This is a genomic window from Anoxybacillus sp. LAT27, assembly GCF_022030075.1.
In the GTDB taxonomy this organism is placed as follows: domain Bacteria; phylum Bacillota; class Bacilli; order Bacillales; family Anoxybacillaceae; genus Anoxybacillus; species Anoxybacillus kestanbolensis.
The window spans coordinates 16000-39042 of sequence record NZ_JAIWYK010000065.1; the positions used below are offsets into that span (position 1 = coordinate 16000).

22 protein-coding genes and 2 riboswitches are annotated in these 23043 nt (G+C 44.8%); of the genes, 10 read left to right on the forward strand and 12 right to left on the reverse strand.

Annotated elements, in window-relative coordinates; genetic code table 11:
- The first annotated feature begins 83 nt into the window (after nt 1–83).
- From LD028_RS05020 to LD028_RS05035, 4 genes are all read left to right on the forward strand, one after another.
- On the forward strand, nt 84–602 hold the full coding sequence (locus LD028_RS05020; protein ID WP_237811155.1) for a type II toxin-antitoxin system PemK/MazF family toxin: 519 nt from the start codon (nt 84–86) through the stop codon (nt 600–602).
- Between the two features lie 390 nt (nt 603–992).
- The gene (locus LD028_RS05025) at nt 993–2420 is read left to right on the forward strand and encodes an ATP-binding protein (RefSeq protein ID WP_309240390.1); all 1428 of its coding nucleotides are present in this window, start codon (nt 993–995) and stop codon (nt 2418–2420) included.
- Entirely contained in the window at nt 2420–3154 is a 735-nt protein-coding gene (locus tag LD028_RS05030; RefSeq protein ID WP_237811157.1) for a ZIP family metal transporter, read from the forward strand. The genes LD028_RS05025 and LD028_RS05030 overlap by 1 nt, the downstream gene beginning before the upstream one ends.
- Nucleotides 3155–3166: 12 nt before the next feature.
- Nucleotides 3167–4018, forward strand: a complete 852-nt coding sequence (locus LD028_RS05035; protein WP_237811158.1) for a DMT family transporter — start codon at nt 3167–3169, stop codon at nt 4016–4018.
- An 8-nt stretch (nt 4019–4026) separates the two neighbouring features.
- Here the strand turns inward: LD028_RS05035 and LD028_RS05040 are convergent, their stop codons facing one another.
- The 5 genes from LD028_RS05040 to LD028_RS05060 all read right to left on the reverse strand — a co-directional run bounded on the left by LD028_RS05040 (nt 4027) and on the right by LD028_RS05060 (nt 8486).
- On the reverse strand, nt 4027–4563 hold the full coding sequence (locus tag LD028_RS05040) for a 1,2-dihydroxy-3-keto-5-methylthiopentene dioxygenase (protein ID WP_237811159.1): 537 nt from the start codon (nt 4561–4563) through the stop codon (nt 4027–4029).
- Between the two features lie 12 nt (nt 4564–4575).
- The gene (locus tag LD028_RS05045) at nt 4576–5184 is read right to left on the reverse strand and encodes a methylthioribulose 1-phosphate dehydratase (protein WP_237811160.1); all 609 of its coding nucleotides are present in this window, start codon (nt 5182–5184) and stop codon (nt 4576–4578) included.
- Nucleotides 5181–5837 (reverse strand): 2-hydroxy-3-keto-5-methylthiopentenyl-1-phosphate phosphatase, encoded by a 657-nt coding sequence (locus LD028_RS05050; RefSeq protein ID WP_237811161.1) that lies wholly within the window; start codon nt 5835–5837, stop codon nt 5181–5183. The genes LD028_RS05045 and LD028_RS05050 overlap by 4 nt, the downstream gene beginning before the upstream one ends.
- Nucleotides 5837–7057 (reverse strand): 2,3-diketo-5-methylthiopentyl-1-phosphate enolase, encoded by a 1221-nt coding sequence (mtnW, locus tag LD028_RS05055; RefSeq protein WP_237811162.1) that lies wholly within the window; start codon nt 7055–7057, stop codon nt 5837–5839. The genes LD028_RS05050 and mtnW overlap by 1 nt, the downstream gene beginning before the upstream one ends.
- 59 nt (nt 7058–7116) lie before the next feature.
- A riboswitch (SAM riboswitch) is annotated at nt 7117–7224 on the reverse strand.
- A gap of 89 nt (nt 7225–7313) precedes the next feature.
- Nucleotides 7314–8486: a pyridoxal phosphate-dependent aminotransferase gene (locus tag LD028_RS05060; protein WP_237811163.1), complete on the reverse strand. Its 1173-nt coding sequence runs from the start codon at nt 8484–8486 to the stop codon at nt 7314–7316.
- Between the two features lie 96 nt (nt 8487–8582).
- On the opposite strand from LD028_RS05060, the gene LD028_RS05065 reads away from it, so the two are divergent.
- The 6 genes from LD028_RS05065 (at nt 8583) to LD028_RS05090 (ending at nt 15414) form a co-directional block, all read left to right on the forward strand.
- Nucleotides 8583–9377, forward strand: coding sequence for a carbon-nitrogen family hydrolase (locus tag LD028_RS05065; protein WP_171700673.1), 795 nt, complete (start codon nt 8583–8585; stop codon nt 9375–9377).
- Between the two features lie 95 nt (nt 9378–9472).
- Nucleotides 9473–9572: riboswitch (SAM riboswitch) on the forward strand.
- 72 nt (nt 9573–9644) lie between these two features.
- On the forward strand, nt 9645–10814 hold the full coding sequence (mtnK, locus tag LD028_RS05070) for an S-methyl-5-thioribose kinase (protein ID WP_237811164.1): 1170 nt from the start codon (nt 9645–9647) through the stop codon (nt 10812–10814).
- Nucleotides 10815–10821: 7 nt separating this feature from the next.
- Nucleotides 10822–11859, forward strand: a complete 1038-nt coding sequence (gene mtnA / locus LD028_RS05075) for an S-methyl-5-thioribose-1-phosphate isomerase (RefSeq protein ID WP_237811165.1) — start codon at nt 10822–10824, stop codon at nt 11857–11859.
- On the forward strand, nt 11856–12968 hold the full coding sequence (locus LD028_RS05080) for a sugar ABC transporter substrate-binding protein (protein ID WP_237811166.1): 1113 nt from the start codon (nt 11856–11858) through the stop codon (nt 12966–12968). The genes mtnA and LD028_RS05080 overlap by 4 nt, the downstream gene beginning before the upstream one ends.
- Nucleotides 12965–14458, forward strand: coding sequence for a sugar ABC transporter ATP-binding protein (locus LD028_RS05085; RefSeq protein WP_237811167.1), 1494 nt, complete (start codon nt 12965–12967; stop codon nt 14456–14458). Before LD028_RS05080 ends, LD028_RS05085 begins: the two co-directional genes overlap by 4 nt.
- A complete protein-coding gene (locus tag LD028_RS05090) occupies nt 14455–15414 on the forward strand; it encodes an ABC transporter permease (protein ID WP_237811168.1) in 960 nt (319 codons plus the stop codon). The genes LD028_RS05085 and LD028_RS05090 overlap by 4 nt, the downstream gene beginning before the upstream one ends.
- 6 nt (nt 15415–15420) lie before the next feature.
- On the opposite strand, the gene LD028_RS05095 is transcribed toward LD028_RS05090, so the two are convergent.
- The 7 genes from LD028_RS05095 to LD028_RS05125 all read right to left on the reverse strand — a co-directional run bounded on the left by LD028_RS05095 (nt 15421) and on the right by LD028_RS05125 (nt 23020).
- Nucleotides 15421–15738 (reverse strand): CZB domain-containing protein, encoded by a 318-nt coding sequence (locus LD028_RS05095; RefSeq protein ID WP_237811169.1) that lies wholly within the window; start codon nt 15736–15738, stop codon nt 15421–15423.
- A 6-nt stretch (nt 15739–15744) separates the two neighbouring features.
- Nucleotides 15745–17934, reverse strand: coding sequence for a PAS domain-containing sensor histidine kinase (locus LD028_RS05100; RefSeq protein ID WP_237811170.1), 2190 nt, complete (start codon nt 17932–17934; stop codon nt 15745–15747).
- 129 nt (nt 17935–18063) lie between these two features.
- A complete protein-coding gene (locus tag LD028_RS05105) occupies nt 18064–18726 on the reverse strand; it encodes a LutC/YkgG family protein (protein WP_237811171.1) in 663 nt (220 codons plus the stop codon).
- Nucleotides 18726–20144 carry a LutB/LldF family L-lactate oxidation iron-sulfur protein gene (locus tag LD028_RS05110; protein ID WP_237811172.1) on the reverse strand — a complete coding sequence of 473 codons (1419 nt, stop codon included), beginning with the start codon at nt 20142–20144 and terminating at the stop codon, nt 18726–18728. Before LD028_RS05110 ends, LD028_RS05105 begins: the two co-directional genes overlap by 1 nt.
- An 11-nt stretch (nt 20145–20155) precedes the next feature.
- A complete protein-coding gene (locus LD028_RS05115; RefSeq protein ID WP_237811173.1) occupies nt 20156–20872 on the reverse strand; it encodes a (Fe-S)-binding protein in 717 nt (238 codons plus the stop codon).
- A 104-nt stretch (nt 20873–20976) separates the two neighbouring features.
- Nucleotides 20977–21696, reverse strand: a complete 720-nt coding sequence (locus tag LD028_RS05120; RefSeq protein ID WP_309240389.1) for a FadR/GntR family transcriptional regulator — start codon at nt 21694–21696, stop codon at nt 20977–20979.
- Between the two features lie 106 nt (nt 21697–21802).
- A complete protein-coding gene (locus LD028_RS05125; protein ID WP_237811174.1) occupies nt 21803–23020 on the reverse strand; it encodes an RNA-guided endonuclease InsQ/TnpB family protein in 1218 nt (405 codons plus the stop codon).
- Nucleotides 23021–23043: the final 23 nt, after the last annotated feature.

A 23043-nucleotide genomic window follows, 5' to 3' on the forward strand; every position in this document is an offset into this window, starting at 1 on the left:
ATCCGATTGAACGGTTATAGAAGTAGTTGAAATGTGATACAATCATGAGCGTGATATATAAAACGAGGGGGACGTAGGAGAAAATGGAGTTAGATACAATTCAACGCGAACGTTTGCGTTTAAAAAAAGTGGGCAAAAAGGAAAAACTAGATGAATGGCATCCAAAGAAGATTGCTTTAGCAAATGAATGGATTGAGAATGAGCAAACACAAATGAAGCGCCCAATCATACGAGGAGCTATTTTCACTTGTGAACTGGGAGAAAATATAGGCACAGAACAAAATGGAGAGCGACCGGTGCTTGTTATTTCGAATGACTGGATTAACCGTACATCTGGAAGCGTTAAGATAGCTCCTCTGTCGACAAAGTTAAAAACAAAAACGATTACAGATCGAAAAGGAAAAACAAAAGTAGTTCCTCGTTTAAAGACACATTACTTTCTTCAAAAGGAAGTGTATCCGTTTTTAGCGCAGACTTCCGCGGTAAAGGTGGAAGAATTAACGACCGTCAACAAAGTACGATTAAAACAACATATTGGTAATATAAACGATGATGACTTAAATAAGATTATGAACCGTGTAAAGTGGGTATTTGACCTGTAACGAACTTACATCGTATTGACATTTCCCTAGTTTTTTTCTATACTTAAATTACAAAGTAAGTTGTCTGTCTCGTCACAGACTATTTCACACGTAAGAAAACGTGGATTCGTTTGTTTTTGCAACGGAGAGGAGCCATTTAGGCTCCTCTATTTGCATATTATCGTCAATAGAATCATAAACTAACGATAAGTTGCCTGCCACGTCGCAGGCCATCTCCCCCCATTAGCGGGGAAATCATCGTTTTTGCCCCAGTACTTCGGTGCTGGGGTTTCGTATTTTTCATCCTTCCTATCCGAGCAAAAAGCTCCTTTACACCAATGATTTTTTCCGTCTTTTTTTCATCTTTATGTTATAATATTCCTTGAATTTTGTTTTGTTGAGGGAGCATATATGGGGAGAGAGAGAATGAGACGATGGTTGTACATCTTGCTTGTTATGATCCCATGCCTTGTAGGAAGCGTGTGGATTGTGCTTTGGCAAGATGAACAACAGCAACAACAATTGCTTGAAGAAACGCGCTTGTTTGCGAATATACATAAAAACGATCTCGATCGCTTTCTTGCGGAGACAACGACAAAACTCGAGACGTTAGCGTTTATGGTTAGCAAACATATGGCGATGTTAAGCGAAAAAGACATAAACGACATGTTGCAACAAATAGAAAAACAAGACGTTCGTTTTCATCACATATCGTTTTTTTCTGAAAGTACAAGTTCAGCGATGCGATTGGCGAAAACGACAAAACAAACGGTCATTGACAGCGATCATACAACAACGATCGTCACACCGATTGTCGATGAAAAAACGAACGATACAGTCGGTTTTTTTGTGGCGGAATTACGTATGGATTACATAAAAAAACGGATGAAAATCATTGACCCAAACGCATCGTTTCGTTTATATGATGAGCGTGGAACGATGTTGTTGGCAACAAACGAAATTCGCCCATCGCAACAAACGGTGACGGTTCATTTAAATTATGCACCATGGATGATTGAAGCGAACGTGCCGCACGTAACGATGAAACAAAATGTGCAAACATCCCTTCCATACATCTTATTGCTGATCGTCGCCATCCATATTATTTGGCTACTGATTCAATATTGGCTATTAAAACGGCAAACGATGCTTGAACGCATGGAGACCGAAGCACAAAAACTCGAACTTGTCGGCACACTCGCCGCAAGCACCGCGCATGAAATTCGCAACCCGCTTGCTGGCATTAAAGGATTTATTCAACTATTAAGTGAAAAACATAAAGATAACGAATCACAACTTTATTTTTCCGTCATTCAAAATGAAATTACACGCATTAACGATATTGTGAACGAATTTTTAATTCTCGGCAAACCGACGGCACAAAAACTTGAAACGTGTGATTTAAACTATATTGTGCAAAGCATTCATCCGATGATTGAGTCGCAAGCGCATTTACATAACGTCGTCTATACGTTTCAACGTGCCGATGTGCCACTTCCGATTCGTTGTTCAAAAGATCATTTAAAACAAGTCGTCTTAAATTTAGCAAAAAATGCGATCGAAGCGATGCCGCGTGGTGGCGTGCTAACGATTTCGCTGACGAAACAAAACGACTGGGCGGTGCTGCAAGTAACAGACAATGGATGCGGCATTCCAAACGATGTAAAAAGCAAACTGTTTCAACCGTTTGTCACATCGAAACAAACGGGAACAGGACTTGGGCTCGTCGTCTGTAAACGTATTATCGATATGCATGAAGGGACAATCGACATTCATAGCATAGAAAAGAAAGGAACGACGATTACCGTTCGTCTTCCTTTGCGACAGGAGGTGGAATAATGGTCGATATGCTCATCGGAAGCACGTTATCGGCGCTAGCAACAGGGGCTGGCGCTGTTCCGATTTTATTTTTGTCGCGCTCATTAACGCACAAATGGCGCGACATGTTGCTCGCTTTTACAGCTGGTGTTATGATGGCGGCATCGATGCTTGGGTTAATTCCAGAATCACTTTCTTCTGGCACGTTTTTTTCTCTTGCGGTTGGATTGTGCTTTGGAGTGTTTACGCTGACGCTTCTTGAAAACATCGTACCGCATATCGACTTAGCACATACAAAAAGCGGCATCAAAATGGATCAAAAAGCGCTGCTTGTCCTTGCGGCGATTACGCTTCATAACATTCCAGAAGGCTTATCTGTCGGCGTCAGCTACGCCTCCGGGGAACAAAATCATATCGGGGATTTAATTGCGCTTGCGATCGGCTTCCAAAACGCACCTGAAGGATTGCTCGTTGCGCTTTTTTTATTTAATCAACATATTTCAAAAGGAAAAGCGTTTTTCATGGCAACCGGGACGGGAATGATCGAGCTCGTCGCCTCCATCATCGGTTTTTATTTAACGTCTGTCGTCGATGCGCTCGTCCCTTACGGATTAGCGTTTGCGGCTGGTGCGATGTTGTTTATTATTTATAAAGAGTTAATCCCTGAAAGCCATGGCGACGGAAACGAACAATCATCGACGTATGCGTTTATTATCGGACTATTAGTGATGGTATTTTTAATTGAAACATTTTAAAGGATGATCTACATGTCGAAATATTATATGCTTCTTTTATTAACAAGCACCTTATGGGGAGGCAACTTTGTCGCAAGCAAATTGCTTGTCGCCCACGCCTCCCCGTTAACGTTGACGTTTATTCGTTGGACGATCGCGGTCCTTTTTTTATTTCCGATCGTTTTAAAAAAAGAACGATCCATCCGCCTCCAAACGCGCGGCATCGTTCCTTTGATTGCGATGGGGATGTCGGGCGTCGTCTTATTTAACGTGTTTATGTTTCAAGCGCTTCGCTATACGTCAGCGGATCATGTCGGTTTAATTTCGACGTTAAACCCGATGGCGATTGCGCTTGTGGCATACGTTGTCTACCGCGATAAGCTCACGATCCGACAATGGCTGGCGATGGTCGTCTCACTCATGGGTGTGCTCATCGTGATGACGCACGGGCAACTGCATCGGTTAGCGGATGTAAACATCGGCGATTTATGGATGATCGCAGCAGTCATCATTTGGGGCGTTTATTCTGCCTGTGCAAAGGCAGTGATGACATCTTATTCTCCGCTTGCAGCAACGTTTTGGTCCGGCGTCTTTGGCATCATCGGGTTGTTGCCGTTTCTTTCTTCTTTTTCCGTTCATGACGTCAACGTCTCCTTTTCGCTTGCGCTTTTATATACAAGCGTTGGGGCGACGGTGCTTGCGATGTTTCTTTGGAACGTTGGCGTGAAAAAAGTCGGTGCCACAACTGCAGGCATGTTTTTAAATTTCAATCCGCTTTTTACTGCACTGTTTGCATACATACTACTTGGTGAAACGTTAACAGTGATACAATGGATCGGTTCATTCATTACCATTGCAGGCGTCATATTGTTTACAAAAAAATAGAAGGGGCGTTATTCCCCTTCTTTTTCTTCATATGGATGTGCCACCCAACCAGATGGATCGATAAATAAGCGAACCGCAACGACTTGGCGATCGTCCATTAATGTAAAGAAATGCGGATTTCCTTCTGGGACAGAAATGACATCCCCTGCTTCAAGTTCAACGTCAAAGTAGCCTGTATTTTCGTCCCCTTTAATAACGAAAATGCCATGACCAGCAACGATTGCACGCACTTCGTCTTCTGTATGCGTATGCACTTGTTCAAATTTTTTCAATAGCTCTTCTAAATTTGGTGTTTGTTCGCATAAAGCGACAACGTCCCACGCTTGATAACCTCTTCGCTTCGCTAAATCTTCAATTTCCGATTGAAACGTTGCTAAAATGTCCGCTTTTTCTTCATCTGTTAATACAAATTTGTTTTGAAGATGCGCTGGAAGTTTACTTGCATCCCAATGTTCGTACAACACCCCTTGCTTATTTAAAAACGTAGCGACATTTTCCTTTCCTTCAATCACTTCACCTGTGTTGCGCACTTTAATAACTGCCATACATACTCCCCCTTATCGTTTTAAAAGTAATAATTTCACATAGTACTGACATAAAAACTCGCACGCTTCTAGCCATTTTTTCGCTTCAAACGCATCTTTTCCCCAAACAGTAATGCCGTGGTTGCGAATAAGCACTGCGCCGCGATCTTCATGAACATGTTCGGCGAACGCGTTTGCTAATGTCGGAATATGAGCGAAATTCGGAATAATCGGAATGCGAAATGCCGCATCTTCTTCCCATAATCCGAACGCTTTAATGAGTTCTTGATTTGTAAAAACGACTTCCCCTTCGTCACCGTACCATTCGGAAATGATATTGTTGTCAACGGTATGGACATGAAGCACACAACCAGCGTTCGTTTTATTGTAAATGTTCACGTGAAGAAGCGTCTCAGCTGACGGCTTTAAATGCGTCGCTTCGGCTGGCTGTCCGTCCGCGCCGACGAGTAAAAAGTCTTCTGCCGTTTCTTTTCGTTTATCTTTTCCGCTAGCGGTCACAAGAAACGTAAGCGGCTCATCGCTCACCTTTAGCGACAAATTGCCGCTCGTTCCCATAAACCAATCGCGCGCCGCTAGTTCTCGTTTCACTTCCGCAAGCTCTTCCCATTTTTTTTGTCTCACACGATCACCTCGCTTTCTTGTAACGCATCGATGACATCATAAAACGTCGTAAACGGTGTATGTGGCAAATGAAGCTCCCGGCATTTTTCAAGCAAAAAGTCGCGCGCGATGACGTGATCGGCTAGTTTCGCCGCCGCTAAATCGGTAATGGAATCGCCAATCACAATCGTTTTTGCCCCTTTTGGCGCGAGTTTACGAAGAAGCGACGGCTTGCAGCACCCGCATTCATTTTCGCAATGTTCATCGCACGCATACGGCCACGTAATTCGAATCGTTTCTCCGCTAAAGTCAGCGCTGTTACAAAAAATGCGCTCTTTTTCAACAAGTCCGTCTAACAGCGGATAAACGAAAAAATCGATGCCGCCGCTCACGATATAAAGCGGAATTTGCCGTTCGTTCGTAAATGCGACAAAGTCGGAAAATCCGTCGCGAATGCGGGCGGTGTCAAGCAAAAATTGCACGATGTCTTCTTTTAGCGTCGTCGGCAACAGCGAAAACATGCGTCCGACACCTTGTTGTACGGAACATCTTTGCGCAAGCACGTCATCTTTGATGGCTTCCCACTCGGGCGGAGCGAACTGTTTCATGAGCGCAATAATGTTGTCGTTTAACGTAATCGTTCCATCAAAGTCACAAAAAACAATTGACTTCATCAAGCGCTCCCCCATAAATCAAGCGCTTGTTGTAACGGTTCGTGTTCTTTTGCCGCATCATGAAGCGAACGACCAGCAAGCACCGCATCAACTGCGGCACGAAACGCTTGCCCGCCACCAATTGCCCCGCTCGGATGACCATGCACTCCGCCGCCTGCGTTAATGACGGAGTCGATGCCAAAATCGCTCACTAAAAGCGGCACAAGCCCCGGATGAATGCCGGCGGATGGCACAGGGAATGTGCGTAAAAACGGTTCTTCTTTCGTTAATTCCTCGCGAATCGCAACCGTCTGTTGTTTTGCAAGCGCGACGCTTCCATACGGTGATGGGAAAAGCGAAAAGTCCGCCCCGGCCATGCGCAATAATTTCCCAAGAAGAAGCGCATAGCTAACTCCATATACGTGCGATGAGGCGATCGCGCCGCTAAACGACGGATGTGCCATAATCGGCAAGCGAATGTCATCGTCTTCACGAAGCGCCTGCAACACGTCAAGTCCGTATGTAAACACGTTAAACAACAACACGTCCGTCCCTAGCTCCGCCGCACGCTTCGCTTTGTCTTTTAGTTCAAACGTTTTACCTGTTAAATTGACCGCATATAACGTTCGATGCCCTGTTTGTTCGTACACCTCTTGTAGCGCTTGTTTTCCTGCGACAATGCGCTTTTCAAATGGCGTTAAGTCATTGTCAAATAAAATTTCATCGTCTTTCACGAGATCGACCCCACCGAGCGCTTGTAGTTTTAATTGTTCCGTAACGTATTGTAAATCACGCCCAATGACCGCTTTAAAAATGCTCATCACAAGCGGACGGTCAAAAACCCCAAGCTTTTCGCGTATGCCGTCAATGCCAAAGCGCGGGCCCGGAAACGCACGCTTCAGTTCGTCAGAAAACGTTAAATCAACAAGTTTAATCGTTCCGTCAAGCGACAATTTTCCAAACGTCGTCGTCAAAATCGCTGGAAAATCGGCGCTAAAATTGACGCTCGGATACGAAATGCGCACGAGTGCGCGTTTCAGTCGTTTTCCAAAAAACGTATTGACACGCTCGTCTTCCTCTAGCTCTTCAATGGACTGAACGATCCCTTTATGTTTTTTCAATTGTTCTTGTTCAAGCTGCGGCAAATCGGTCCACGACCCGACAGTTAGCCCAAGCGCAATCCCTTCTGCTTTTTTCACTAAGTCTTTGTCATCATGAATCAAATATGTTGCGGTAATCATCGTATCACTCCTTTACAAATAAAAAACCTCTTCATAAGAAGAGGCTAATTGTTCGTCTCTTCTTATCTCTCAGCTCACTGCTGCGAGAATTAGCACCGTGCTTAACACTTGTTAAGTCGGTTGCCGGGCTTCATCGGGCTCGTCCCTCCACCTACTCTTGATAAGAATTCGCAATGTATAAAATTTTTCGAACAGTTCGTTTTTCATAAATTTAATTCGAATTATGACAGCACATGCCGATTTTGTCAACGATTTTTTAAAAAAGTTGCAATCGCCCGATGCGTTCCGCTGCTTCTTGAAGTCTTGCTTCGCTTGTGAGCAGCCCTGTGCGCACATAACCTTCCCCATGTTCGCCAAACCCAATGCCCGGAGCGACCGCCACGTGCGCTTTTTGAAGCAAAAGGTCAGCAAACGTTTCCGACGTATAGCCGTTTGGCACCGGAAGCCAAGCGAAAAACGAACCTGCTGGCGCTTGCACATTCCAGCCGATGTCACGCAATGCATGAACGAACGTGTTTCTTCTTGCTTCATACGTCGCGACAAGCTCGGCGACGCATTGTTGCGAATCAAGTAGTGCGACTGCTGCCGCTTCTTGAATCGCCCCGAACATGCTGACGTATAGATGATCTTGCAACACGTTGATCGCTTCGATCATGCTTTCGTTACCGACCGCAAAACCGACGCGCCATCCTGCCATATTGTACGTTTTTGAGAACGTATAAATTTCAATACCAACGTCTTTTGACCCTTCGACTTGTAAAAAGCTTACTGGCTTTTTCCCGTCAAAGCCGATCGCTCCGTATGCGAAATCGTGTACAACACCGATACGATGTTTTTCAGCAAACGAAACGGTTTGTTGAAAAAACGGTTTCGTTGCGGTTGCGCCGGTCGGATTGTTCGGATAGTTTAAAAACATCAGTTTCGCCTTGCGAACGACATCTTTGTTTAGCTCCTCGTAATTAGGTAAAAAGCCATTCTCCGCCCGTAGCGGCATCATTTCCATGCGCGCCCGCGCAAGCACGACCCCCGACCAATAGTCTGGATAACCGGGATCAGGAACGAGCACAACATCGCCCGGATTTAATAAACAAAGCGGCATTTCAACGAGCCCTGCTTTTCCGCCAAACAAAATAGCGACTTCTTTTTCAGGATCAATCGTCACGCCATACTCGCGTTTATAAAACGTCGCGACTGCTTCTTTCAAAAACGAATAGCCGCGAAATGGTGAATATTTATGATACATAGGCTTTGCTACCGCCTGTTGCATCGCGCTTACAATGTGCGCTGGTGTCGGCTGATCTGGATTTCCTTGTCCGAGATTAATGACATCATACCCTTCGGCAATGACTGCGTTCACTTTTTGCACGAGCGAAGCAAAAAATTGCTTCGGAAGTTGCTGTAACAAGTTCGATTGCGGAAATGTTTTCATTTTTCACACCTACTTCACAAAAAGGTTGAAATTCTAGTCAAGAATCATATATCGTAAAAATCAAAATGTAAAGAAAATTTTTTTGAGGTGAATGAGATGAATATCGCTTGCGTACAAATGGACATTGCGTTTGGAGCACCGGAAAAAAATAAACAAACAGTCGTGCGCTACATGGAACAAATCGCGAAAGAAGCCGATGTCGTCGTTTTACCTGAACTATGGACGACAGGTTACGATTTAACGAGACTTGCTCATATTGCCGATGAAAACGGCGAACAAACGAAAGCGTTTCTTTCCGAACTTGCCCGCACGTATCATGTGCATATCGTCGGTGGATCGGTCGCGAAAAAAGTGGCGGACAACATAACGAATACGATGTATATCGTCCATCGAAACGGCGATGTCGTTTGTGAATATAGCAAACTTCATTTGTTTAAATTGATGGATGAGCATGTATATTTACAAGCGGGAGAAACGACCGGGCTATGTTCGCTCGATGAAACGACGTGTGCGGGGGTCATTTGTTATGACATTCGCTTTCCAGAATGGATTCGCGCGCATACGCTAAACGGTGCGGAAGTGTTATTTGTCGTTGCGGAATGGCCCCTTTCGCGCCTTCATCATTGGCGCACGTTATTAATGGCGCGAGCGATCGAAAATCAATGTTACGTCGTCGCGTGCAACCGTGCAGGATCAGACCCGAACAACACGTTTGCTGGGCATTCGATGATTATCGATCCGTGGGGAAATATTCTTGCAGAAGGAAGCGAACAAGAAACGGTCATCAAGGCAACGATCGACATAAGCGAAGTACAACGCGTACGCGCCCGCATCCCGATTTTTGCTGATCGTCGCCCAGACGTGTATAAAATTTTTGAAAAAAAAGATTGACAAACAAGCGAGAAGCGATGTATGATTCAAATCAAGCGAATTCACGAAACGTTTTCACTATTCAAAACATTCAAATATTCAAATAAAGATAAACACTCTTATCAAGAGCAGGTGGAGGGACGAGCCCGATGAAACCCGGCAACCGGCGATGACGCACGGTGCTAATTCTTGCAGCAGTAGGCTGAGAGATAAGAGGTGCGAAGCAAACTTCAAACCTCTTTCGTTCAGCGAAAGAGGTTTTTTATTTATGTCAAGGAGGGAATTCATATGTACGAACCGTTAACAGAACAAAAAGCGGTCGCGCTCGCGATTCGTTTAGGGCTATTCCAAGAAGATGCCCTTCTTTCTAGTCAAGAAATTGGTGATGGCAACTTAAATCTCGTCTTTCGCATCGTCAACGAACGCACAAACGACAGCATCATTATCAAACAAGCGCTACCGTATGCGAAAGTCGTCGGAGAAAGCTGGCCGCTCACATTAAAACGAGCGACAATTGAAAGCCAAGCGTTGCGCACATTCGCAAGCTACGCCTCTCAGTATGTACCAAAAGTGTATTATTCCGATGAGACTTTAGCGATTACGGTGATGGAAGATTTATCCCATTTACAAATTGCACGTCGTGGACTTATCGAAGGAAAAACATTTCCGAAGCTTTCTGAACATATCGGCGAGTTTGTCGCGAAAACGGCGTTTTATACGTCTGATTTTGGCATGAATCAACAACAAAAAAAGAAGCTCGCCCAACAGTTTACAAATCCTGAACTTTGTAAAATTACGGAAGATCTCATCTTTACCGACCCGTTTTTTGATCACGACACGAACAACTTTGAAGCAGAACTGCGCGCCGATGTCGAACAGCTTTGGCAAGATGATGAACTCAAGCGCGAAGTAGCGAAATTGAAACGGCTCTTTTTAACAAAAGCAGACGTGTTGCTTCATGGCGACTTACATACCGGAAGCATATTCGCAAGTGACGATGACACGAAAGTAATTGATCCAGAATTTGCATTTTACGGTCCGATCGGCTTTGATTTAGGGAATTTTTTTGCCAATTTACTATTAAACGCCCTCTCTCGCCATGAAAGCGAATGCGAGCCGCTCTTTACACATATTGAAAAAACGTGGGACGTGTTTGTTCGCACATTTACAACATGTTGGCAAGAAAGCAACGAACCGTATGCGCGCGTTTCTTTCGTGCTCGACGACATCATGAACGATGCGCTCGTCGAAGCGATCGGATTTGCTGGTTGCGAAGTCATTCGCCGCACGATCGGCTTAGCGCACGTAGCCGATTTGGAGGAATTGCCGCTTGAACGGCGGCTCGAAGCGAAACGCCATGCCCTTCGTCTCGGACGCGAGCTGATCGTCCATCGACACAATCTTCGTGTCGATGATTTCAAACGTCTCGTTGAACAAACCGCACATGTAAACAGCTAGGAGGAAAATGATGAAAGCAGTACAATGGCATGATACGCATATTACGATTTTAAACCAACAAGCGTTGCCTCATAAGACTGAATATTTAGAATTAAAAAATATAAAAGACGTATGGGACGCGATCGTCACGTTAAAAGTGCGCGGGGCACCAGCGATCGGCATGACCGCCGCTTACGGATTAGCACTTGCAGCCAAATTATATGAAACCGATGATTTAGCGACATTTCATACTAAACTAAAGCGCGATCGCGACTATTTAGCAAGCTCGCGTCCGACTGCCGTCAATTTATTTTGGGCGCTTGATCGGCTGATGAAAAGCGTCGCCAACGCCACATCTGTCAACGAAGCAAAAACGACGCTTATTCATGAAGCAATTTGCATTCAAATTGAAGATGAAGACGTCTGCCGCCGCATCGGTGAATATGCCCTTTCTTTGTTTCAAGACGGCGACCGCATCATGACAATTTGCAATGCGGGGGCGATTGCAACGGCACGCTACGGCACGGCGCTCGCCCCGTTTCATTTAGCGAAAGAAAAAGGAATCATCCTTCATGCGTACGCTTGTGAAACACGCCCGGTCTTGCAAGGCGCAAGGCTGACCGCTTGGGAACTTTCGCAAGCTGGCGTCGATGTGACCCTCATTACAGACAATATGGCGGCGCAAACGATGAAAGCAAAGCGCATTTCTGCCGTCATCGTCGGGGCAGACCGCATTGCCGCCAACGGCGATACAGCGAACAAAATCGGCACGCTCGGCTTAGCTATTTTGGCGAACGCGTTCAACATTCCGTTTTATGTCGCCGCCCCGCTTTCAACAATCGACTTACAGACGAAAACAGGCGACGACATTCCGATTGAAGAACGGGCGAAAGAAGAAGTGACCCATATCGCTGGTGTAAACATCGCGCCGGATGTGAACGTGTACAATCCTGCATTTGACGTTACGCCGCATGAACTCATTACCGGCATCATTACAGAAAAAGGTATCGTGTCCGGCGACTACAAAACGAAGCTACCGACATTATTTGAGGAGGTTTTCGCATGAAAAAACTATCGATACTCATCGTGCTTATATTTGCCCTTTTAACAGGATGCACGAACGAACAAGACGCCGTCTCAAAACCGGCAGAGCAGGCGAAAGAAGAAACGAAACAAACGAATGAAACAACAGGAGCGGACATTCCAACCGCATTAAACAAACCGATTAAAATTGCCGCCATTATGCAAATGTCGATCGGCACATTTTCATCGCAATATATCGCTGGGGTAAAAGAACAAGTCGCGAAATTCGGAGGCGACGTGCAAATTTATAACGCCGATAACGATTTAACGAAAATGGCATCGTACGTCGAAACAGCAATTAGCAAAAACGTCGATGCGATTTTATTAGACCACGGACGCGCCGATGCGTTAAAAGCACCGGTTGAAAAAGCGCTCGCCAAAGGCATTCACGTCGTCGCATTCGATAACGATTTAAACATCCCAGGTGTCACCGTCATTGACCAAGACGATTACAGCTTAGCATGGAAAACGTTAAAAACGTTAGCGGAAGATTTAAACGGTGAAGGCGAAATCGTCACGATTTGGGTCGGCGGCTTTACGCCGATGGAACGCCGCCACGTCATATATGAAGCGTTTCAAAAACGATATCCGAACATAAAAGAAGTCGCCAAATTCGGCACGGCAAGCGCCAATACTGCATTAGATACACAAACACAAATGGAAGCCATTTTGAAAAAATATCCGAATAAAGGCGACATCGACGCCGTCTTTGCGACGTGGGATGAGTTCGCTAAAGGAGCGACGCGCGCCATTCAACAAGCAGGTCGAACAGAAATTAAAGTATACAGCATCGACTTAAGCGATGAAGATTTACAACTCATTCAACAACCGAATAGCCCATGGGTCGCAACAACGGCAACTGACCCAGCGGAAGTCGGACGCGTGCAAGTGCGCTTTGCGTATCAAAAAATTGCCGGCGAACAAACGCCAAATATTTATTCACTTGAACCGCATTTAGTGAAACGTTCTGATTTACCAGATGAGCAAGTGTCGATGGGCGAACTGCACAACTACATTACAAGCTGGGGCCAATCGAATGTTGCGGTTTCGCCGTGGATGAAGACGCTTGAAGAAAAGGTGAAAAAACAATGAGCGGTTTACGCATGAAACAAATCGTTCATTCATTTGGTGATGTGACCGTATTAAACGGCGTGAACTTCCATATCCAACCGGGCGAAGTTCACGCCCTTTTAGGTATGAATGGCGCAGGAAAAAGCACGTTAATGAACATTTTAGCTGGCGTGTTGCAACCGACTAGCGGAACGATTGAAATCGATGGACAGCCACATACATTTTTTTCGCCGAAAGATGCGAAACGAGCCGGCATCGGACATGTCGTTCAAGAAGTGGATGCGGCGTTATTCCCTGCTTTATCTGTATATGAAAATATTCTCGCTGAACAAATGGTCGAACAAAAACGTATGTTCTTTTCCAAAACGAAACAGCGCGCAACTGTTTTACAATTGCTTGAACGCGTCGGCTTAGCCCATTTGTCGCTTGATACACCGGTGCAGACGTGCACGCTTCATGAAAAACAGCTTATTTTACTTGCGCGCGTCCTTTCTTCTTCCGCTCGCTACATTATTTTAGATGAACCAACCGCTTCATTAAGCGAAGAAGAAACGAAACGATTGTTTGCGATGATGGAACAATTGAAAGCACAAGGGGTGTCGTTTATTTACATCTCGCATAAATTGCACGAAGTAAAACGCATATGCGACCGCATGACGATTTTACGAGACGGTACCATCGTTTACGAAGGCGATGTATCGCTAACGACAGAAGACATCGTGCGCCATATGGTCGGACGCCAAAAAGAAACGAACGAGCAACGAGCGCGCACCGTCCGCGACGAAACGATATTTGAAGTGAAACAATTGTATATCCCGAAAACGAACACGACCGTCGATCTTGCTGTTCGGCGTGGTGAAATTGTCGGTATCGCCGGCCTCGTTGGTGCAGGAAAAACAGAACTTGCCGAAAGTATGATCGCTCACGTAAAAACGACAGGCGAACGCATATTGCATGGAAAAAAGCAAACGTGGAACTCGCCAAAAGATGCAATTGAAGCAGGCGTTTGTTTCATTCCTGAAGAACGGCGAAAACAAGGGCTTTTTATGAACGAAACGATCGAAAAAAACTTGACCATACGCCTATTGTCAAACATCGCCCCATGGCAATGGATTGACAAACGACGTGAACGCACGATCGCTACAAACCTTATTTCATCGTTACATATTCGCCCATCTTCGCCGACTGCGCTTGTGAAACATTTAAGCGGCGGCAATCAACAAAAAGTCGTCATCGGGAAATGGTTACAAACAAATGGCGACGTCTTTCTTTTTGACGAGCCGACAAAAGGCATTGACGTGCATGCGAAAGAAGAAGTGTTTGCCATCATTCGCGCGCTTGCTGAAAAAGGAAAAGCGATCATTTATTTAACGAGCGAATGTCAAGAATTGCTTCATATCGCCGATACGATTTACATCATGGTCGACGGGCGGTTCATAAAAAAAATGGACGCGCACGAGGCGACGTATGAACAGCTCGTCTACGACATGACAGGGGGTGGAACAAGTTGAAGTTTTTATACAAGTACGGAACGATACTCGCTATCGTAATCGTCATCGCTTTTTTTAGCTTCTCGCTCGATTCGTTTTTCACATACGCCAACTTTAGCGACATTTTGCGCTCTATTTCCATTGTGACGCTTGTTGCGATCGGCATTACGTTTTCGTTAATTGTCGACGGGTTTGATTTATCGGTCGGCTCCACCGTCAGCTTAGCAACGATCGCCAGCGCCTCCGCGCTCGTTTTACATCGTCAAGAACTTTTCGTAGCCCTTACCGTTCCGCTTCTTCTCGGAGCGCTCGTTGGGCTGCTCAATGCGTTTCTCATTATTCGCCTTCGTTTGCCTGACTTGTTGGCGACGTTAGCGGTCATGTACATCATTAACGGCGTGCAGCTCACGTATACGAAAGGTTTTTCCATTTATAACGATATGCCACTTCCCGAAGGTGGCGTGGCACCTGGAAAATTTATTCCATCGTTTTTATTTATCGGACAAGGAGAGCTGTTTGGCGTCCCGTTTTCTGTGTTGCTTATGCTTTTGCTCGTCGTTTGTGCGCATCTTTTTTTAACATATACAAAAACAGGCCGCTTATTTTATATGACAGGCGAAAATCGTGAAGCCGCTCATCTCACCGGCATTCCTGTCAACCGCTATCGTACATATGCGTATATGATTAGCGGATTGTTTGCCGCTTTAGGTGGTATTGTGCTCGCTTCCCGCATTGGTACAGGGCAAGTATCTGCGGGCGCATCGCTACTCATGGACAGCGTCGCCGCTGCCTTTATCGGTTTTTCCGTGTTTGGTGCCGGCAAACCGAATGTGATCGGTACGTTACTTGGCTCGATTTTTATTGGCGTGTTGTTAAACGGGCTGACGATGATGAACGTCCCGTACTATGCACAAGATATTATAAAAGGAGCGCTACTCATTTTCGCACTTGCGTTGTCCCATATCGTAAAAAAATAACCCACCTTATGCGAGGTGGGTTTCAAACGTCCGTTCTTTTTCGACTTTTTCCATCAGCTTATCAATGAGACGAATCACTTCTATCGATGCTTGTTCTAGTTCGATTAACTGCGCTTCGGCACCTTTTAGATCGCCTTTAGCGTACGCTTCCGCCGCTTTTTTTGCCGCAACGTGTACCCGTTCGTGGGGAGCATTTAATTTTTCGTATGCCGGCGTGCCTTGCAATTGTTTTTTCGTTTGTTCATCAAAGTACCATTTGCCTAGTCGACATTGATAGTGCGAAGCGACATCTTCTGGACGAACGGTTTCATAGCCAACGATCATATCGGTTCATCGCATGTCATTAACAATTGGTAAAGTAATATAAAACGTTGTACCAACCCCGACTTCGCTTTCGACGTCAATGCGCCCTTGATGTTCTTCAATAATTTTATAGCTGACCATTAAGCCAAGTCCCGTTCCGCGCTCTTTCGTCGTATAAAACGGTTCGCCTAATTTTTTGATTTTATCTTTCGGAATGCCGCTTCCTTCATCGCGGACAGCAATGCGTACCCCCTCTGCAACGTGCGATACGGAAACGGTAATCGTTCCGCCTTTTGACATCACTTCAATCGCATTTTTTAATATGTTAATAAACACTTGTTTTAGTTGTTTCGAATCGCAATAAATTGGCGGAACCGGCTCATATGTGGCTTCAATTTGAATGTTATGCATCGTCGCTTGTACACTTAACAAATCGACCGTCTCTTGCATAATTTTTGCGACATCGCCTCGCTCGTAATGAACGGCTTGCGGTTTTGCTAATACTAGAAATTCAGTAATAATGGACTCAATCCGTTTTAATTCTGACATAATGACGTGAAAATACATATTATATTGTTCACAATCATTGCCGATGCTTCCTTGTAAAAGCTGAATAAATCCTTTTAGCGCTGTCATCGGATTGCGAATTTCGTGCGCAATGCCTGCCGCCAGTTGACCGACGACGCTTAACGTATCTGATTTGCGAAGTTGTTCTTCCATTTCTTTTTTCTCGGTAATGTCGCGCACCATCATCAAACCGACACGTTCAATAATGTTCGGTTTAAACGATAATTCAACGATTTTTTTCTTTCCTTCGCCATCTGTAATTGTAAATTGTTCTTCTTCCTCTCCGTTGTTCAACCACATTTGAAATTTATGCAAATCGTTGCTTCCGATAAATGTATGCAACCTTTTTTCCATCAACTGTTCTTTGGAAAGCGCGAAAATACGGCATGCTACCGGATTGGCATCAAAAATACGCTGTTCGTTATCCATTAACACAATGCCGTCCATCGCATGATTAAATACGTTGCGAAATTTTTGTTCTTGTTCACGCAACTGTTTCTCCATTTTTCTCCGTTCACTTACGTTGCGGAAAATCGTTAAATGGTAACCGTTAATAACCCCTTTTTTCGAAGTAAATTCAAGTTGTTTTTTCTCCCCGTTTGGCATATGAAACGTTAATTCATCACGAATTTCTCCATCGCGGAAAAATTGCCGTAATACGTGACGTACTTTTTCATCTTTTGCATCAATAAACTGCATTAAGTTCGCATGAACAAGGTCATGAAGCGGCAATTCAAACGTTCGGCTTGCCGCTGGATTGGCGCGCAAAATGTTTCCGAAATCATCGCAAATTAAAATCGCCTCATGAGCGTGTTCAAAAATAGCACGAAATCGCTCTTCGCTTCGTTGCAAATTCATCTCCATGCTTCGTTTTTCCGTCACGTTGCGCATAATCGCCATAAAAAAGCCGCTATGTACGTTCGCTGTTAACGTCAGTTCAAACAGCTTTTGCATGCCGTCCCCTAAAATAAACGGAAGTTCGCTCGATACCGTTCCCGTTCGTTTTAATGTGAGCAACAGTTGTTCAAATAAATCGTAATATTCAATTGGAATAAATGTTTGAATCGATAATTTGAATAGTTCTTCTTTCGATACATTGACGCTCGCACAAAAGGAAGGATTCGCATCAATAAAGCGTCCTTGTTCATCAAAAATGACGATGCCGTCGCCTGCGCGATTAAACAAATCTTTAAATAACGTTTCGTTAATCGTCCGTTCACGCTCAAGCACTTTTTTTGAGGTAATATCGCGGATCATATATAAGTTAAACGGTTGATGGTCATGGCGGCGCATAAATAGTTGCACATGTTTGATTTCGCCATCGGCTAAACGAATGATGAGTTCATCGTCGTATGCCCCTAATTTATGCAACATTTGTTTTTGAAAATGGAAAATATGTTCTGGCACAAGGTAGGCGTATTCGTAAAAATTTTTGTACAACAGCTGTTCTTTTGACGCACGAAACAAACGGCACGCCGCTTCATTGACGTCTATGAACGTCCCGTCATCTTTTACTAAAACGATCGCATCTGTCACTTGTTGTAAAATAAAATCATACAAACTTATTCGCCGATCGATCGCCTCTTTTTCTTGTATCGAAAGCTGAACGAACTTTGATTCTTCCATCATGTTTTGCAAACTCAAACGCATTCCCTCCTCAATCGCTCCCTCTCCATAGTTATGATGTATATTCGCCATCTGTTTTTTTATTCCTTCTTGAATATTCCGAAAATTTTACTAATCTGATTGGAATTAAAAAAAAAGCAGCGCATCGGCTGCTTAACGATCGGTAATGACGATATATGTTGCTTTCACCGGCCCATGCACGCCGACGACTAAGTTCATTTCAATATCTGCGGAGTTGCTCGGACCTGTAATAAAATTGATGCATGACGGAACATGCTTCTCCCGAATGATGCGCGCCGCTTGCGTCATTCGCGGAACGATTGTACTTTTCGGAATAAGCGCCACATACGTCGTCGGTAAAAAGCTAATCGTTCTCCCTTGATCGCGGTTGTTTAATAACACGACCGTTCCCGATTCCGCTAGCGTCATGTCGCTCCATGTCATGCCGATATTAGCTCGTTCTGCCGCTTCAATATTGTCACGTCCACGTGTAGCGTCCCATACGTACACATCTTCTCTCTGTAAAAAGGAGGAGAGCCCAAACTGTTCGTAGCGCTCATCGTTTGCGACAACGATCGGTCCACCGCCATGCGCAGCAATGACTTGTTGCAGCGTATCACGAAGCTCGGCGCTGTTTGTTTCAACAAGAGTCGTATGAATGCGGGTACATTGTTGTTTTAATACGTCAAGCAATTCATTTTGGCTGTATCCTTGAAACACCGTTTGTTGCGGTGCATGTCTCCACTGTGGGCGCTCAACAGACGTGCGCACATCGCGTCCAAGTCGTGAAGCAATTCGTTGTAAAAAAGCTTCCATTATTCGTTCCCCCTTTGTTTCAACCAGTCGCGGAACCGTTCTTTTTCTGGCGCTGGAAATTCACGAATGTCCGTCCACGCTTTTAACGGTCCGGGACCTTTCGAAATGCGGTCGTTTGTCGTAAACGGATTGACGGCAGTCGGGGCCATTTTTGAACCAAGCTTATATAACAAAGATGATGCCGCACCTAATCCGAACGCTTTCATCGCTAATTTTTCCGAAATCGGCGCTTTTCCTTCCCGTTCGACAATCGTTTGGCGATGTTTTAACAACAGTTCATGAAGCGGAATTTTTACCGGACATGCTTCCGTACAGGCAGCGCATAATGTGGACGCATACGGCAATTCTTTATAATCATCGTAGCCGCCAAGAAGCGGGGACAATACCGCTCCAATCGGCCCAGAATAAATCGAACCGTACGAATGTCCTCCAATATGACGGTATACAGGGCAAACGTTCACGCACGCCGCGCAACGAATACATTGCAATACCGGTTGAAATTCCGTCCCTAAAATGTCAGAACGTCCGTTGTCGACAATGACGAGATGAAATTCTTCTGGTCCGTCCACTTCCCCTTCCTCGCGCGGACCGGTTAATACGGTAATGTAGCTCGTCAATTTTTGCCCGACCGCACTTCTCGTCAGTAAACTAACGAGCACTTCCATTTCTTCAAACGTCGGTACGATGCGCTCCATTCCCATGACTGTAATTTGTGTTTTCGGCAATGCGGTGACTAAATCGGCGTTTCCTTCGTTCGTCACAAGCGTAATCGAACCGGATTCCGCAACCGCAAAATTGCATCCGGTAATGCCGACGTCTGCGGTTAAATATTGTTGGCGCAACATCGCACGCGCATGAAGCGCCAGTTCTTCTGGCTTTTCTGTTTTTGTATACGCCAGCTTTTTTTGAAATACGTCGCGAATTTGTTCTTTATTTTTATGAAGGGCAGGTGCGACGATGTGCGATGGCGGATCGTGGTCATCGACTTGCAAAATGTATTCACCAAGGTCCGTTTCAATGACTTCACAGCCAAGCTTCTCTAATGCGGCATTCATATGAATTTCTTCCGTCACCATCGATTTCGATTTCACAATTTTTTTCGCTTGTTTGCTTGCAACGACGCGGCAAATGTAGTCGTTCGCTTCTTCTGCCGTTTGCGCAAAAAAGACGTGCCCGCCGCGTTTTTTTACATTTTCGCTCAGTTGCATTAAATAATAGTCTAAGTTTTCAAGTGTATGTTGGCGAATTTCTTCTCCGAGCGCGCGCCATTCTTCCCAGTTGCCGAGTTCTTCGGCTGCTGCTAATCGGCGCGTGCGCAGCCGCTCTTGCGCCCCTGCCACTGCCCCGCGCATAAACGTATTATGAATCCCCTTTTCCACCCGTTCGTGAAATTCTCCCATGTTAATTTTCATCGCCATATGAATCCCCCCTATCTACTATTGAGCACTTCGGCAATGTGCATGACGCGAATCGGTTTGCCTTTTCGTTCGATGCGCCCACCGATATTCATTAAACAGCCACAGTCTGCACCGATTAAATAGTCGGCTTCGACTTGTTCAATACATTGAATTTTTTCATCGACCATCTGTTCGGAAATCGGCCCCATTTTTACAGAAAACGTACCGCCAAATCCACAGCAATTGTGCGCGTTCGGCAAAGGGACAACTTCAAGCCCTTTTACGTGTTGTAAAAGCGTAAGCGGCGCATCTTTGACGCCAAGTAAGCGCGTCATATGACATGACGTATGGTACGTCGCTTTTCCTTCTAACTGCGCCCCGACATCTCCGACTTGTAATACATCAACGATAAATTGCGTCAGTTCATATGTTTTATCGGCAACGCGTTTCGCCCGCTCTTCCCATTCGCCATCGCCTTTAAAAATGTGCGGATATTCTTTAAACATCGTGGCACACGAACCGGATGGCGTCACGATATATTCAGCATGTTCGAACGTGCGAATCATATGTTTCATCGCTTCTTTCGCTTCTTTTACATAGCCGCTATTGTACGCTGGCTGTCCGCAGCACGTTTGCGCCTCTGGAAAATGTATCGTGCAGCCGAGCCGTTCTAATAGTTCAACGGTCGCCTTTCCGACGTTCACGTGAAATAAATCAACTAAACATGTAACAAATAATGTGACGTTCATTCCCGATCCCCCTAAAGAAAACGTTTTCTTTTTTTCACTTTACATCTTATTGCCAAATTAGTCAACTGGTCATCTGATGATTAAGGGCGGAGGGAGCACCTCCACTATAAAGATATGTAGTCAGCAAGCACTTTTTCAACATGTCCTAAATGTTCTTTCATTCGCTCTTGGGCGAGTTCAACGTTTTGGTCGCGAATCGCTTCAAAAATGGCGATATGGTCTTCAAGTAGTTGTTCTGTCGTCGCTTGTTTGGCAAACAGCCAAATGCGGCGCGTTTCTCGCATCGTCTCCATCATCATGCCAGATACGTTGTTCATTAAGCTAACTAACAACGGATTTTTCGTTGCCGCCGCAATTGCCATATGAAATAAAAAGTCGGCTTTTTCGCCAAGCTCTTCATCGCCAATCGCTTCGCGCATTTGCGTAAGGGCGCTTTGCATCGCACGCAAATCTTCTTCCGTTCGCTTTCTTGCCGCCACTCCTGCTGCACCGACTTCAAGTAGTTTTCTTACTTCTAATAAATGGGCCACGTCTTCTTTGCTCATCAGTATAGCGGCAGAAATCGGGAACGATAACATCGCTGGGTCAAATTCACGCACGTATGTGCCTTCCCCTTGTTTCATTTCAATAAGCCCCATCGCTCGAAGCGCAGTTAACGCTTCACGAATAGCTGCGCGCCCAACTTGGAAATTTTCAGCTAGTTGTTGAACGGAATCGAGTTTATCGCCCGGTTTTAACTGTCCGGTTTGAATCATATGTAAAATCGCTTCCGCTACTTCTTCATATATTTTTTTCGGTTTAATTTGTTTGTACACTCTGTCCACCCCATCATCTCTTGTTTGCTCCCCCACATGAATAGAATATCATATCAGGTTATCAATTTTATTAAAATCATAAATTTTAATAAAATTGTTTATCCGTCCACGTCGTTTAAGCGACATGTACTCGGATCGGGTGTAACCCCACACCCGCTATCCCATTGGCGAACGCCTTTGGGAATACTTTTCTCATAATGTTGTATGCTCCATTGACATCTGCGTGGATAAGCGTTCCGTTTTCAGATTGAAACAGCCCACGCTTGATTCGTTTTCCTTTGTATTGCTTTTGTTTCTTCATTTCTTCCATGTCTAAAAAACTGCATTTGGATGTATAGCTTTCTTCTGTCACGATGATGCGAATCCCATGCTGTTCGGCTTTGTACTGCAACTGATGAAGAAACGTTTGATACGGAATGTGAACGAATGCTTGATTCGTACGCTTTCCGAGATGGACTTCACGCTTCCAATCTTTATTCATCCCCACCACAATCGTATCGCAGTCTAAAGACAACGCATGTTTCATGACAAAGGCACTCGCTTGGTGCATAAAGTTTTCCACGATGCGATTTCGTTTTTCTGTCATTTTGCTCATTCGTTTTGTCCAATCGAGTCCATTCATCTGTTTCGCTACTTTGCGGTAGTGGCTCATTTGTTTGTTGTAGTATTGATTAACGGATTTTAGACCTTTACCATTGATCACGATCGGTTGTTTGCCCACGTTGTTCACAATGGTTGCGAAGTTATCTAATCCTAAATCAATACTGATGTATCTGTCGCGATCTTGTTTTTGCGCTGGGATAGGAATGTTGTAAACGACTTCGACGATGATATGGCGGTGTTTTGGAATAAATCGGACTTGTTGAAGCTTCCCTTTCATGTTTGTCTTTAGTTGAAAACCTTGGAAACAGGCAGGAAAAGTGATTTGTTCATCGACGACTTTGCATGATTGATTTGTTAGCACAAGTACATATCGTCCGTCTTTTTTGAGATATTTGGGCAGTTTCGGTCTGCCTGTATATTTGTCTTTATTTTTTGCCCAATCTTTCATCGACTTAAAAAATGATTGCCAATTTTGATGCAACATTCTTAACGTTTGTTGGGCACATTGAGCCATTGGCATCGCTCGATAGTCTGCATCCATCCCTTTTGTTTTCAGCAGCTTGTCTAGCTTGTTGTAAGAAAGATACGTGCCATGTTGAAAAAACGTTTGCCTCACTTGATAGTTGGCGAAGTTGTACAAATTTTTTGACCGAAAACAATACTCATCGAGCATCGGATAATACGGATGAGTGGCGCAAATCATATGCCTTTCCACTCGATTCGCCATCATGATCGTTGTTCACCTCGCTTTCT

What these genes read in the sequence shown, in the direction of transcription:
- LD028_RS05020 (WP_237811155.1), top strand. Translation starts at nt 84, where the DNA reads ATGGAGTTAGATACAATTCAACGCGAACGTTTGCGTTTAAAAAAAGTG.
- LD028_RS05025 (WP_309240390.1), top strand. Translation starts at nt 993, where the DNA reads ATGGGGAGAGAGAGAATGAGACGATGGTTGTACATCTTGCTTGTTATG.
- LD028_RS05030 (WP_237811157.1), top strand. Translation starts at nt 2,420, where the DNA reads ATGGTCGATATGCTCATCGGAAGCACGTTATCGGCGCTAGCAACAGGG.
- LD028_RS05035 (WP_237811158.1), top strand. Translation starts at nt 3,167, where the DNA reads ATGTCGAAATATTATATGCTTCTTTTATTAACAAGCACCTTATGGGGA.
- LD028_RS05040 (WP_237811159.1), bottom strand. Translation starts at nt 4,563, where the DNA reads ATGGCAGTTATTAAAGTGCGCAACACAGGTGAAGTGATTGAAGGAAAG.
- LD028_RS05050 (WP_237811161.1), bottom strand. Translation starts at nt 5,837, where the DNA reads ATGAAGTCAATTGTTTTTTGTGACTTTGATGGAACGATTACGTTAAAC.
- mtnW (WP_237811162.1), bottom strand. Translation starts at nt 7,057, where the DNA reads ATGATTACCGCAACATATTTGATTCATGATGACAAAGACTTAGTGAAA.
- LD028_RS05060 (WP_237811163.1), bottom strand. Translation starts at nt 8,486, where the DNA reads ATGAAAACATTTCCGCAATCGAACTTGTTACAGCAACTTCCGAAGCAA.
- LD028_RS05065 (WP_171700673.1), top strand. Translation starts at nt 8,583, where the DNA reads ATGAATATCGCTTGCGTACAAATGGACATTGCGTTTGGAGCACCGGAA.
- mtnK (WP_237811164.1), top strand. Translation starts at nt 9,645, where the DNA reads ATGTACGAACCGTTAACAGAACAAAAAGCGGTCGCGCTCGCGATTCGT.
- mtnA (WP_237811165.1), top strand. Translation starts at nt 10,822, where the DNA reads ATGATGAAAGCAGTACAATGGCATGATACGCATATTACGATTTTAAAC.
- LD028_RS05080 (WP_237811166.1), top strand. Translation starts at nt 11,856, where the DNA reads ATGAAAAAACTATCGATACTCATCGTGCTTATATTTGCCCTTTTAACA.
- LD028_RS05085 (WP_237811167.1), top strand. Translation starts at nt 12,965, where the DNA reads ATGAGCGGTTTACGCATGAAACAAATCGTTCATTCATTTGGTGATGTG.
- LD028_RS05095 (WP_237811169.1), bottom strand. Translation starts at nt 15,738, where the DNA reads ATGATCGTTGGCTATGAAACCGTTCGTCCAGAAGATGTCGCTTCGCAC.
- LD028_RS05100 (WP_237811170.1), bottom strand. Translation starts at nt 17,934, where the DNA reads ATGCGTTTGAGTTTGCAAAACATGATGGAAGAATCAAAGTTCGTTCAG.
- LD028_RS05105 (WP_237811171.1), bottom strand. Translation starts at nt 18,726, where the DNA reads ATGGAAGCTTTTTTACAACGAATTGCTTCACGACTTGGACGCGATGTG.
- LD028_RS05110 (WP_237811172.1), bottom strand. Translation starts at nt 20,144, where the DNA reads ATGGCGATGAAAATTAACATGGGAGAATTTCACGAACGGGTGGAAAAG.
- LD028_RS05115 (WP_237811173.1), bottom strand. Translation starts at nt 20,872, where the DNA reads ATGAACGTCACATTATTTGTTACATGTTTAGTTGATTTATTTCACGTG.
- LD028_RS05125 (WP_237811174.1), bottom strand. Translation starts at nt 23,020, where the DNA reads ATGATGGCGAATCGAGTGGAAAGGCATATGATTTGCGCCACTCATCCG.